The organism is Asticcacaulis sp., from assembly GCA_024707255.1.
Lineage (GTDB): Bacteria > Pseudomonadota > Alphaproteobacteria > Caulobacterales > Caulobacteraceae > Asticcacaulis.
On sequence record JANQAC010000001.1, the window covers coordinates 1 to 12,338 of the forward strand.

A 12,338-nucleotide genomic window follows, 5' to 3' on the forward strand; every position below is an offset into this window, starting at 1 on the left:
CAAAGAATTTTGCAGTTGCGAAATTCGGCGAAAATGCCGGCCGGCGCCCGCCTTCGAAATTGCCTTAAAGGACTCTAATCGCTGCAGTTTCCTGCGGTTCATGTCGTCGCCGTAAGACGTTGTCGTCGTCGGGAGGGCGGCTTCTAACCACCCCTCCCCCATGAGTCAACCGCGATTTCGTACTTTTTCTCAGATAGCGTCGTTTATGCACAGAACACGGACTAAACCGCCGTTTCCGCCAGCTTTTTCGGCGCCGGATAGCCTGCGCCCTGCTTCAGCGCACCCTTTGATACCTGCCAAGCTATGGCCGCACCGAGCACAATCGAGGTCACAAGGCTGCCTTCCGGGCCAAAACTGGCGCCGGTCAGCCACCAGGCGGCACCGGGCTTGCCCATCAGATCGACGACGATCGGCGCCGCCGCCAGTTTTTCACCGCTGACTTCCAGGCCAAATCCAACGCCCAGCAGCCAGTTCCATGCCGTATGCCAGGCACAGACGCCCCACAGCGAGCCTTCACGAATGGCGTAGAAGCTGAGGAAGATGGCGACCAGCACGATATTGAGCAGCCCCACGGCCAGTTCCGGCGACGGCTTGATATTGCCTGCGTGCAGAAGCGAGAACACGATCATATTCACCGCTATGCCCCAATAGATGCCATGACGCGACGCGATGACCTGCAAAAGATAGCCGCGCATGGCGGTCTCTTCGGTCGCGCCCTGCACCATGAAGCCGCAGAACAGCGCCACCAGCGGCACGAAGGTCATCAGGCTCGGCGCCTTCCAGAAACCGAGGCTCTCAAACTGATAACCGCCGAGTAGCCAGATACTGCCCACCACAGTTGCCAGAAAACCAAGCCCGATCGCCAGTCCGCGCAGATAACGCTTCACAAAATCGCCATTAAAGCCAAGCGTCTGCGGTCCGCGGCGCTCGAACAGCCAGACCCACAGCAGAAAAATGCCGATGATCGGCCCAAAGATCAGGAGCTGATAGACATCGCCTATCCAGCTTGTGCCGGGAATCAGCGGAATATGATTGATCAGCCCGATAAAGGCGCCCGGCATCATGCCAAGGATAATGAATATCACGCTCAAAGGGATGGCAAAAGCGGTCCAGGTCCGGCGATGTCGCTCGGTGCGGGGTGCGTAAAGTTCGATTCCTGCCATGATTGCCCCTTTTGAAATCCGCCCTCTATAGCTTGAGCCCGAAGCGCGGTCCGATAAATACCATCCCCATATACAAGCCAATGGTTAATGCGCAGCCACTGACCAGTGCAGGATAAAAGCCCACGCCCCGGCGCAGCAGGAACGGAATAAGCAGAAACATGGGCAAAGAGGGCAGCACGAACCAGAAAGTGCCTTCAGCATGGGCGGCCATGCGCTCGATATCTTTTGTATCGCGCCACAGCCACAACATGCCCAGGATCGAGACCAGCGGGAGCGAGGCCACCAGCGCGCCAAAGCCCGGCCAGCGCTTGGCGATTTCAGAGACCGCCGCGATGATAATACCCGATAGCAAAGCCTTGATCGCCAGATACAGCATTATTCGCCCTTCTCTGCTTTTTCCTTCGCCAATCGCGCGAGCACCCGCCCGCGCCCTTTGGTGAGTGCCGTCACCACGCCGCGCCAGGTGCGGATTTCCTGTTCGGTCAAATTGGCGCGATTGAGCGACGAGCGCAGGTTGCGCACCATGGAGGGCCGCTTGGCCTCCGGGAAGAAGAAGCCCGAAATATCCAGTTCGGCTTCCAGATGTTCATACAGCCCGACCAGATGCTTCATCTCGGCCGGCGGGTCCTGGTTTTTCGTGAACTCAGCGCCCGGCGCGTCCATGATCTGCAACCGCCATTCGTAGGCGACAATATTGACCGCCTGCGCCAGGTTCAGCGACGAAAAGCGCGGATCGACCGGTATAGTGACAATATAATGGGCGTGAATCAAATCGTGCGTTTCCAGTCCGGTGCGCTCGGCGCCGAACAGCAGCCCGGTCTTAAGCCCCACGCGCGCCTTTTCCATGCCATCGGACGCACATTCCCGCGGCGTGATCACCGGCAGATTGACCTCGCGGTTGCGTGCCGTCGTGGCATAGACCACCTGCAGATCAGCCGTCGCTTCCTCTACAGTGGCATAGACCTTCGCCCCATCGAGCGGCCATTGCGCGCCGGCGGCCATGGTCCAGGCCTTTTCCTGCGGCCAGCCGTCACGCGGCGCGACAAGGCGCAACTCGGTCAGGCCGAAATTGCCCATGACGCGCGCCACAGCGCCGATATTTTCCGCCATCTGCGGCCGGTCAAGAATAATACAGGGAAGCTGGGGATGATAGGTCATAATATTAAGCAATTATTTTGACAAGAACGAGAAACGAAACAATTAAAACAACAACACAAATAACTAAAGTTACATAATAAACGGCGAGCGTGGCGCCAAATATTACTGGATTATTTTCTTTATCTAACTCTATTAACTGATGATTTCTGATTACGCCATTTTTTCTAGCGGAAACAATCTGAAAAACACACCATAAAGCTACCAGGCCCACCGGAAGCCAGAAGAGCCAATTTTTAATTAAAGCAATAATTTGCATTCGCCTCTCTCGCACTTGTCCGCGCTTATAGCGCGTGACGCGCGGGCGTCAAACGACACAACACTAAAGTTTTAACTTGACTATTAGCACTCACGACACAATACTGAAGCCATAGCTTCACTGTCAGAAAGGCAGCGCCATGACCCAGCCCGTCGTCCACCACACCTTCATTATTGAAAAGATCTACCCGAAGCCGCCGGCAGCCGTTTTCGCCGCCTTTTCCGATCCGGCCCAAAAATCCCGCTGGCTCAGCGCCGGCCGGCAGGCCATGACCGGGTTCGAGCTGGATTTCCGCGTCGGCGGCCGCGAATTCGCCGGCTACCTCATGGGCGCCGATACGCCCTTTGAAGGCGCGAAAATGACCAGTGACGGCCTCTATCTCGATATCGTGCAGAATGAGCGTATCGTTATTGGCTCCAACATGGCGATGAACGACCGCTCCTTCTCCGCCGCCCTGCTCACCTTCGAGTTCCTGGCGGATGGCGACAGCACAAAACTCATCCTCACCCACCAGGGCGCCTTCTTCGAGCATTCCGATGGCCCCGAAATGCGCCAGCACGGCTGGACCAAGCTGCTGGACCAGTTGGCGGATACACTTTGAGCGACATCGCTAAAATCTTCCACGCCTTAGGGGATCCCACCCGCCGCGATATGGTCGAGCGCCTGACCGACGCGCCCTTGTCGGTCTCCAGACTGGCCGAACCCTATGCCATGAGCCTGACCGCCGTCGGCCAGCACCTCGCCATTCTGGAAGCCGCCGGCCTGGTCACGACGCAGAAATCCGGTCGGGTGCGCACCTGCGCGCTCGCCCAGCCCGGCCTTGACGCCCTGGGCGACTGGCTGGCCGCGCGTCGGTCTCCGTGGGCGCAGAAACTGGACGCCCTGCGCGATATGCTGGACGAATAAAGGGGCTTACCGGTATTCGCGGAACGCCAGGAAAACCAGCATCACCAGGGCCAGCGGCAGAAGCGCAAAGGCGCGGGCCGTATCCATCCATTCGGGATGTTTGGGCGTTTCAATCGATTGCGTGTTCATTTCGGCACCTCACTGTTGTTTACGCAAGGGCAATGCAAGCGCCGGGCCACATTTTACCGGCCCCAAACACAATGATCCGGGCGCCCAATTTACCGTTTTGCGCCGCCCACCTTTTCCGCTATAGCACCTGCCGTTAGCGGCATGGCCGGCCCTGTGCGCCCCCTTGTCAGCTCCCGTTTGGAAAAGGATTCTGTAATGGCTAAAATCAAGGTGGCGAACCCGGTCGTCGATATCGACGGCGACGAAATGACCCGCATCATCTGGCAGCTTATCAAGGACAAGCTGATCCACCCCTACCTGGACATCAATCTCCAGTATTTCGACCTGGGCATGGAACACCGCGACGCCACCGACGACCAGGTGACGATCGATGCCGCCAATGCCATCAAGGCGTGCGGCGTCGGCGTCAAGTGCGCCACCATTACGCCTGACGAGGCCCGCGTGAAGGAATTCGGCCTGAAGAAGATGTGGAAGTCGCCCAACGGCACCATCCGCAACATCCTGGGCGGCGTTGTGTTCCGTGAACCGATCATCTGCTCGAACGTGCCGCGCCTCGTCCCCGGCTGGACCCAGCCGATCGTCGTTGGCCGTCACGCCTTCGGCGACCAGTACAAGGCCACCGACTTCCTCGTCCCAGTCCCGGCAAGCTGACCATGAAGTTCGAAGGCGATGACGGCAAGGTGCAGGAATACGAAGTGTTCCAGTTCCCCGGCGCCGGCGTGGCCATGGGCATGTACAACCTCGACGCCTCGATCCGCGATTTTGCCCGGGCCTCGTTCGAATACGGCATCGCCCGCCACTATCCGGTCTACCTGTCGACCAAGAACACCATTCTGAAAGCCTATGACGGCCGCTTCAAGGACATCTTCGCCGAAATCTTTGAGGCCGAATACGCCGCCAAGTACAAGGAACTGGGCCTGACCTACGAGCACCGCCTGATCGACGACATGGTCGCTTCGGCGCTGAAGTGGTCCGGCGGTTTCGTGTGGGCCTGTAAGAATTATGACGGCGACGTCCAGTCCGATACCGTGGCGCAGGGCTATGGCTCGCTCGGCCTGATGACCTCGGCCCTGGTCACGCCGGACGGCAAGATCATGGAAGCCGAAGCCGCCCACGGCACCGTCACCCGTCACTACCGCCAGCACCAGAAGGGCGAAGCCACCTCGACCAATTCGATGGCCTCGATCTTCGCCTGGACCCAAGGTCTGAAGCACCGTGCCAAGCTCGATGGCAATGCCGAGCTGAACACCTTCGCCGAAACCCTGGAAAAGGTCTGCATCGACACTGTCGAAGCCGGCTTCATGACCAAGGATCTGGCCCTGCTGGTCGGCCCGACGCAGGGCTGGCTGACGACCGAGGGCTTCCTCGACAAGATCAGCGAAAACCTGACCAAGGCCTTGGCCGCCTAAGTTATCATGGGGGAAACAAGCTTTCCCCCATGCGCCCCCTTTGAAAAAAGAGCCGCCGCATCCTCACCGATGCGACGGCTTTTTTCTTTTCTCCTCCCCATTTCTTAAATGGGGAGGTGGCAGTGGCGAAGTCCGCAGGACTGGTGCCACTGACGGAGGGGCGCCTTGACGCCCTGCCCTCCCCCTGAAATAGTCGCCGCATAACCATAAGGAAACCGGGACGATGCACATTGGGGCGGGACTGATACTGACAGGACTACTCGCCACCGGCGCATACGCCGCACCGCCTAAGCTCGAAACCCTCCCGCAGGTTCCCGCCGGCTATATCAAGGTGGCGCAGTCCGTACACGGCCGCTATTCCAACGCCGACGCCCTCGCGTCCGTCCTCGCCGGCAAGGCGTCACTAGATGACGACCTGCCGGTCAGCTTCCAATGGCCGGGCATCTATATCGAGGCCGAGTTCGGCGGCCCCGAAATCCTGATCAATTTTGGCAACACGACCGACGCCTTCACCGTCTACATCGATGGGGAGGAATCCGCTAAGGTCATCAAGCCCGGCAACACAGTCTATCGCCTCGGCGGCCTGGCCCGGGGCTGGCACCGCCTCCGCATCGAGAAGACCGACGAATCGCAGGACACGGTCGGCACCTTCGGCAATATGTGGATCGGCCCGAAGGAAGATTTCCGCTGGCCTGAGCCCCGCGCCCACCAGATCGAGTTTATCGGCGATTCCTATACCGCCGGTTATGGCAATACCTCGTCCAAACGCGAATGCACTGAGGAAGAGGTCTGGGCCACCACTGATACGCAACAAGCCTTCGGCCCGCTCACCGCCAAACACTATGACGCAGATTACCAGATCAACGCCTATTCCGGCATCGGCATTGTCCGCAATTACAATGGCGGGGCGCCGAAGCGCAACATGCCGCTGCTTTATCGTTCGGCGCTGATCGAGGACGAAACCGTCCATCCCTACAATAATCCCCAATGGAACCCGGCCATCGTCGTCATCGCGCTCGGCGGCAACGACTTCTCAACGCCCGTTCACGCTGGTGAAAAATGGGCCAGTGAAAACGCTTTGACCAACGATTACATCGCCTCTTACGTCGCCTTCGTCCAGCAGGTCCGCGCCAGCCATCCCGACGCCCGCTTTATCCTGATGAACTATGGCGAGGACCGGGTCGCCGCTGCCATTGCCGAGGTCATCGAACGCCTCAATGCCGCCGGCGAAACCCGCGTCGCATCGCTCGATGTCGGCAAAGGATTCGCCCTGACCGGCTGCGACTGGCACCTGAATACCGCCAATGACAAACGCATCAGCGACAGCCTGATCGCCTATATCGACGCCCATCCTGAGCTTTGGCAGGGTAAATAGCCAGCGCCAGTTTACCCTGATCTTGACGCCCTGCCCCGCCCCTGAAATAGTCCAATCCATAAAAATAATGGAGTTGAGACGATGCGGCATTTGGGGCGCAATCTGGGATGGGCAGCCATCACGGCCATTCTGATGGCCGGAACAGCGCAGGCGCAAAAAATAGAGCATATTCCGGCCGCATCTACACCTGCCGGAACCCAGCTTCCAGTGCGCACCGGCGGACGAACCACCAGCCCGGACGGTAATCCGCCCTTCACCCATCAATGGCCCGGCATCTATTGGGAAAGCCGTTTCAGGGGAACCGAAGTGACCGTCGCCTTTGCCGATCCGGTCAATATCCTGCATATTTCCATCGACGGTAAACGGGTCGATACAGTCAGCAAACCCGGTGAATCACAGGTGCGTATCTCCGGATTGAGCGACGGCATTCACGAAATTCTTGTAGAAAAAGCGACTGAAAGCCAGAGCGACGCCGCCACTTTCAAGGGCTTTTATGTCCCGCAACAGAAAGATCGCCTGCCGCTCGGTATTCCACCGGTCTACAGCATGGAGTTCATTGGCGATTCCTATACCGTCGGCTATGGCAATACCGCCGGAAAGCGCACCTGTACGCCGGACGAGCTCTGGGCCTCGACCGACACCACCCAGGCCTTCGGTCCGCTGACGGCGCGTCATTATGGCGCCATGTACCAGATCAATGCCTTTTCCGGCCGCGGCATTGTGCGCAACTATGACGGCTTCGCCGGCGACAGCCTGCCCCAGCTTTACGCCTACACCGTGTTCGACGGCCAGACGAAATATCTAAAGCCGGATTGGCTACAGCCCCAGATCATCGTCATCGCGCTCGGCACCAATGACTTCTCCACGCCGGTCCATGCCGGTGAAAAGTGGAATAATCAGGATGAACTGATCGCCGATTATGAAGCAACCTATGTCGCCTTCGTCAAATCCCTGCGCGAAAAGACCCCCAACGCCACTATCCTGCTGATTTCCTATGACCCGGCCACCTCGCCGCAGATCAGCACGGTGCGCGACCGCCTCAAAGCTGATGGCGACGGCAAGGTCGATTTCCTTGAGATCACTGATTTCACCAAGAATGCCTGCGACTACCACCCCGATACCAATGACGACCGCAAGATCAGCAATACCCTGATCGCCTGGATCGATGCCCACCCCGACGTTTGGCAGGGCAAATAGATGCGTCTTGCCCTGCCGCTCCTGCTCGCTTTCCTGATGGCGCCCGCTTTCGCCGGCACGCCGGTGGGCACAGCCCTGCCGCTGCATATTGGTGGGCGTGTGGTGGCCGTCAGTGCCGATGATCCGGCGCAGGGCTACCGTCATCAATGGCCCGGCACCTATTTCGAGGCGCGCTTCAAGGGGACGGAAGTCCACCTGCGCCTCAATGACGAGGTCAACCGCTTCAATGTCTATGTCGATGGCCGGGTCGTCAACACGCCCAGCCGTCCCGGCGAGGGCGATATCCTGCTCGGCCCCTTCCCGCCCGGCGAACACACCATCCGCGCCGAGAAACTGAGCGAGATCGTTTGACGCCGCGCAATTCACCGGCTTCTTCGTCGCCGATCCGGCCAATGTGCTGCCGGCGCCCGAAGCCCTGCCGCGCGAGATCGAGTTCATCGGCGATTCCTATACGGTCGGCTATGGCAATACCTCCCCTACCCGCACCTGCCCCGGTGATCAAGTCTGGGCCACCACCAATACGCAACTGGCCTTCGGCCCGCTGATCGCCAAGCATTTCAGCGCCGATTACCGCATCAACGCCATTTCCGGCCGCGGTGTGGTGCGCAATTATAATGGCGGCGATGGTCTGCACCTGCCGCAAGCCTATCCCTATACGGTCGCGCCGCAGATGGTCGAAACGGCCGACTGGCGCCCGCAAATCATCGTCATCGGCCTCGGCACCAACGACTTCTCCACGCCCCTGCATGGCGGTGAGGTCTGGACGACGCGCGACGAACTGCACAGCGATTTTGAACAGACCTATGTCCAGTTCGTGCAAACCCTGCGCGCGCAGAACCCGCAAGCCTTCTTCATCCTGATGGCTACCGATCAGGCCAATGGCGAGATCCAGTCCGAGGTCAAAAAGGTACTCACCGCCTTGCGCGCCGCCGGCGAGAGCCGCATCGATTTCTTACCCATGAATAGCCTAGCTTTCAGCGGCTGTGACTGGCACCCTTCCACCGCCGATGATGCCCAGGTCGCCAACAGCCTGATTACCTATATCGACGCCCACCCCGATCTCTGGAACCATAACACCGAATGAAGCTCTTTCTCTGCGATAATTGCGGGAACCCGATCTATTTCGAGAACCGGTCCTGCCTGAATTGCGGCTTTCGCTTAGGCTTCGTATGCGAGGAAATCGCCCTTCACGCCATGCAGCCTGATGCCGCCCGCGCCGATCGCTGGCGCCGCGTCGATCAGCAGCAGTTCGTCTATCGCTTCTGCCCGAACGCCGCCTGGGATATCTGCAACTGGCTGGTGCGCGACGACAGTGATGAGGAATTCTGCACCGCCTGCCGTTATAATGGCCTGGTGCCCGACCCGAATACATCGGACGGCCTGCGCCGCTGGCGGGCCATTTCCGACGCCCAGCGCCACCTCTTCTATTCCTTCCTGCGCTGGGACTTGCCCCGCCCCGGCCGCAAGGAAGACCCCGAAGGCGGGCTACTGTTTGATCTGAAGGACGATGTCATCCTGCCCGATGGCTCCTGCCAGCCGGTGCTGATCGGCCATGACGAGGGCCATATCGTTATCCGCACGGCCGAGGCCGACGACCCGACGCGCGAACAGCAGCGCGCCATGATGAACGAGCCCTACCGCACCCTGCTCGGCCATTTCCGCCACGAGACCGGCCATTTCATCTGGAACCGGATGGTGCGCGATGCCGGCAAGACCGAAAGCTTCCGCGCCCTGTTCGGCGATGAAAACGCCGATTACCAGCAGGCGCTCGACCGCCATTACAGCGAAGGCCCGCCGCCGGGCTGGGGCAGTACCTATATCAGCCATTACGCTACCACCCACCCGTGGGAGGATTTCGCCGAATGCTTCGCCCATGTGCTGCATATCGTCGATTCGCTGGAGACGGCGCATATGTTCGGCATTGCGCTTGCGCCCATGTCGCATGACTTCCTGGCCACACATGCGAACTTCGACCCCTATTCGGTGCTCGATTTCGACCGCATCGCCGAGGTGTGGATCCCGTTGTCGGTGGCGCTGAACAGCATCCACCATTCGATGGGCGAACGCGACCTCTATCCGTTTATCCTGACCCCGGTGATCCAGCAGAAACTGGCCTATGTCCATGGCCTGCTGACGCGGCAGATATAGCTCTTGTCAAAGCGTTCGGGTCGAGGGCCTTTGGCCCTCGTCGCCGAAGGCTCTTGCGAGGCTTGTCTTTTGCCCACAGCGGGTCTTAGATGACACCAATCTAAGGGGGAACCAATTCCATGTGGAAAACAATAGCGACGGCCATCGTCCTGACTGCAAGCGCCACGGCAGCGTCAGCCTCAAACACCCCTCACCCACCGGCGAAAGATATTGCCTTGCCGGTGCATGTCGGCGGCCGGGCTTTCAAAATTCCACATGAATATTCAAACGGAGCCACCTACAGCTATCAATGGCCTGCCGTCTATTTCGAGTCCCGTTTCACAGGTGATGCGGTCACGGCAAAATTTGCCGATAAAGCTAATAACTTCAACATCATCGTTGATAACAAGCTACTCATGGTGGTGAACAAGCCGGGCCTGACCAATATCACGCTGGATCGGCTTGGTCCGGGAGAACATACCATCCGCGTCGAAAAGCGTTCGGAAACCCAATATGCGGAAGGCTCATTCTTGGGCTTTTACATCGCCAACGATTCCGGCGCAGAAAAGCGAATCCTGACTGCCCCCGTCCGCGCCCGCCAGATCGAGTTTATCGGTGATAGCCTGACCGTCGGCTACGGCAACACCTCGGCTTTTTCTCAATGCACACCCGAAGAGATCTTCGAGACAACCGACAGCCAGCAAGGCTTTGGTCCGCTGACCGCGAAACATTTCAACGCCGACTACGAAATCAACGCCTTTTCCGGCCTTGGCATGGTGCGCAACTACGATGGCCGCGAACATCCGAAATACCATATGCCGATGCTTTATAAACGCGTCCTCTACGATATTGTTGAGGGAGACCACCCCTTCATGGCATCTGGCATGTATCTGCCAGGCAATCCCAATACACCGCCATCCGGACCCGACTGGCACCCGCAGGTCATCGTCATCGGCATCGGCGGTAATGACTTCTCCACGCCCGTCCGCCCCGATGAGCCCTGGGGCAATGAAGCCAATCTCCGTGCCGATTATGTCAAGACCTACACCGCCTTTGTGAAAACCATCCGCGACCGCAATCCGGACGCCTTTATCCTTCTCGCCACCCCGCCCGATCGTCAGGAAGGCTATACCGGCGGGACGGATGATGTCTTTGCCGCCATCAAGGCCACCGGCGACACCAAAATCGATCGCGTTACCCTGCCCGAACTGGACAAGATCGGTTGCAACGGCCACCCCTCCACCCGCGCCGATGCCCGCGTGGCCGATTTCTACATCCAATATCTCACCAATCACCCGCAGGTCTGGCAGGGCAAGTAACCCTTCTCCTCCCTTGCGAGCCTCTTGGCGAAGCGGGGGAGGTGTCGAGCAAGCGTAGCCGACAGGTGAAGCGTCGAGACGGAGGGGGCATTGTGGTCACACTCTGCAACCTTCACCACCCAAACAGGCGACAAACGAAAATACCCATGCTAGGAATGGTTAACGCGGTTTTCGAGGGGAACATACTGTGTCGCGCATTTTCGGGGTAATACTGCTTCTGGTCATCGTGGCCGCAGCCGGCCTGTTCTACACGGCGCCGATCATTTCGTTCTATGATGTCCGCAGCGCCTGCAAGAGCCAGGATATCGAGTCCCTCGCCAAGCTGATCGATTTCGATTCCGTCCGCGCCAGCCTGAAAACCCAGCTCTTGGCCGGCGATGAAGGTATCGCCGCGCCAGCCCCTTCCGCGCTGAATGATCCGGTCGGCGCCACCGGCAATGCCGTCAAGGGCGTGGCCGATTCCATCGGCAAGGCGTTCAACGACCTGGTCAACCCGAATGCACCGAAAACCCCGCCCAAGCCGGTGATCGACGTCAATTCCTACCTGACGCCCAAGGCGCTACTCGGCCTGACCTATGGCGCGGCGAAAGACGCCAACCGCTTCGAACTGTCGCAATATGAAGGCAAGCCGCCTGCGCCCAAGACCGCCTTTTTCAGCCTGGAACGCGCCCGCCTGACCGTGACCGACGAACTGCGCGGCACCACCACCTTCACCTTCGAGCGCCACGGCCTGACCCACTGGCAACTGGTCCATATCGGCCTCCCCACCCCGGATATGGAACCCAAGCCCGAAACCCCGGCAGGCTGATATCTCAATGAGAGCTACTCTTAGATTCGTTGCTTTTGCCCTATTGATCGCTCTCGGATTGTCGTTTTTCAACTACAGTTCCTGGGAAGATAAGGTTCTAAGCCCCGATTTCCGTATTCCGAATATGGCTCTTGGCCGCACAATTGAATACCCTATAAAAGGCACAGTCGCTTATGTTAGCCACGACCAATTTGACCATATAAATAGGTCAAAACTCTTTATGTTTGGATGCTTTGCGGGAATGGTCCTTTTAGCAGGTGTTGACTATCTCACACGCAACAAGGCTGCAAAGTGATTTAACGCACATAGTGTTACTCCCCTTATACCTCCCCAGTTCACTGGGGAGGGGGACCGCACGAGCGCGCAGCGTGAGATGTGGTGGTGGGGGTTCTTGCTTTACTCAAATGAAGTCACGGGCATGAGAGCCAGCAACCGCATCGTTCTGTCCAGCGATCACAGCGCCATCAAAGGCATAGCCTGACATATCGCGG

Annotated in this window: 14 protein-coding genes and 1 pseudogene; 10 read left to right on the forward strand and 5 right to left on the reverse strand. The window is 58.8% G+C overall.

Going from position 1 to position 12,338, the window contains the following annotated elements:
- Positions 1-221: 221 nt before the first annotated feature.
- The 4 genes from NVV72_00005 to NVV72_00020 are packed head-to-tail and all read right to left on the reverse strand — an operon-like array spanning position 222 to position 2,577.
- A complete protein-coding gene (locus NVV72_00005; GenBank protein MCR6657784.1) occupies positions 222-1,163 on the reverse strand; it encodes a CPBP family intramembrane metalloprotease in 942 nt (313 codons plus the stop codon).
- Positions 1,164-1,188: 25 nt separating this feature from the next.
- Positions 1,189-1,539, reverse strand: coding sequence for a DUF3147 family protein (locus NVV72_00010; GenBank protein MCR6657785.1), 351 nt, complete (start codon positions 1,537-1,539; stop codon positions 1,189-1,191).
- Positions 1,539-2,321: an RNA methyltransferase gene (locus tag NVV72_00015; protein MCR6657786.1), complete on the reverse strand. Its 783-nt coding sequence runs from the start codon at positions 2,319-2,321 to the stop codon at positions 1,539-1,541. The genes NVV72_00010 and NVV72_00015 overlap by 1 nt, the downstream gene beginning before the upstream one ends.
- 4 nt (positions 2,322-2,325) lie before the next feature.
- The gene (locus NVV72_00020) at positions 2,326-2,577 is read right to left on the reverse strand and encodes a hypothetical protein (protein MCR6657787.1); all 252 of its coding nucleotides are present in this window, start codon (positions 2,575-2,577) and stop codon (positions 2,326-2,328) included.
- Positions 2,578-2,716: 139 nt separating this feature from the next.
- Between NVV72_00020 and NVV72_00025 the strand changes: the two genes are divergently transcribed.
- On the forward strand, positions 2,717-3,178 hold the full coding sequence (locus NVV72_00025; protein ID MCR6657788.1) for an SRPBCC domain-containing protein: 462 nt from the start codon (positions 2,717-2,719) through the stop codon (positions 3,176-3,178).
- Positions 3,175-3,483 (forward strand): metalloregulator ArsR/SmtB family transcription factor, encoded by a 309-nt coding sequence (locus NVV72_00030; GenBank protein MCR6657789.1) that lies wholly within the window; start codon positions 3,175-3,177, stop codon positions 3,481-3,483. The genes NVV72_00025 and NVV72_00030 overlap by 4 nt, the downstream gene beginning before the upstream one ends.
- Before the next feature lie 6 nt (positions 3,484-3,489).
- Here the strand turns inward: NVV72_00030 and NVV72_00035 are convergent, their stop codons facing one another.
- Positions 3,490-3,612, reverse strand: coding sequence for a hypothetical protein (locus NVV72_00035; GenBank protein ID MCR6657790.1), 123 nt, complete (start codon positions 3,610-3,612; stop codon positions 3,490-3,492).
- A gap of 195 nt (positions 3,613-3,807) precedes the next feature.
- Here NVV72_00035 and NVV72_00040 point away from each other — a divergent pair.
- The 8 genes and pseudogenes from NVV72_00040 to NVV72_00075 all read left to right on the forward strand — a co-directional run bounded on the left by NVV72_00040 (position 3,808) and on the right by NVV72_00075 (position 11,847).
- Positions 3,808-5,021, forward strand: a pseudogene (locus NVV72_00040) (NADP-dependent isocitrate dehydrogenase).
- A gap of 223 nt (positions 5,022-5,244) precedes the next feature.
- Complete coding sequence (locus tag NVV72_00045; GenBank protein MCR6657791.1) at positions 5,245-6,396, forward strand: GDSL-type esterase/lipase family protein; 1,152 nt, start codon at positions 5,245-5,247, stop codon at positions 6,394-6,396.
- A gap of 81 nt (positions 6,397-6,477) precedes the next feature.
- On the forward strand, positions 6,478-7,593 hold the full coding sequence (locus NVV72_00050; GenBank protein MCR6657792.1) for a GDSL-type esterase/lipase family protein: 1,116 nt from the start codon (positions 6,478-6,480) through the stop codon (positions 7,591-7,593).
- Positions 7,594-7,944, forward strand: coding sequence for a hypothetical protein (locus tag NVV72_00055; protein MCR6657793.1), 351 nt, complete (start codon positions 7,594-7,596; stop codon positions 7,942-7,944).
- Positions 7,945-7,987: 43 nt separating this feature from the next.
- Positions 7,988-8,677, forward strand: a complete 690-nt coding sequence (locus NVV72_00060; protein ID MCR6657794.1) for an SGNH/GDSL hydrolase family protein — start codon at positions 7,988-7,990, stop codon at positions 8,675-8,677.
- A complete protein-coding gene (locus NVV72_00065) occupies positions 8,674-9,741 on the forward strand; it encodes a putative zinc-binding metallopeptidase (protein ID MCR6657795.1) in 1,068 nt (355 codons plus the stop codon). The genes NVV72_00060 and NVV72_00065 overlap by 4 nt, the downstream gene beginning before the upstream one ends.
- Before the next feature lie 119 nt (positions 9,742-9,860).
- Entirely contained in the window at positions 9,861-11,039 is a 1,179-nt protein-coding gene (locus NVV72_00070) for a GDSL-type esterase/lipase family protein (protein MCR6657796.1), read from the forward strand.
- Between the two features lie 187 nt (positions 11,040-11,226).
- Positions 11,227-11,847: a DUF2939 domain-containing protein gene (locus NVV72_00075; protein MCR6657797.1), complete on the forward strand. Its 621-nt coding sequence runs from the start codon at positions 11,227-11,229 to the stop codon at positions 11,845-11,847.
- Positions 11,848-12,338: the final 491 nt, after the last annotated feature.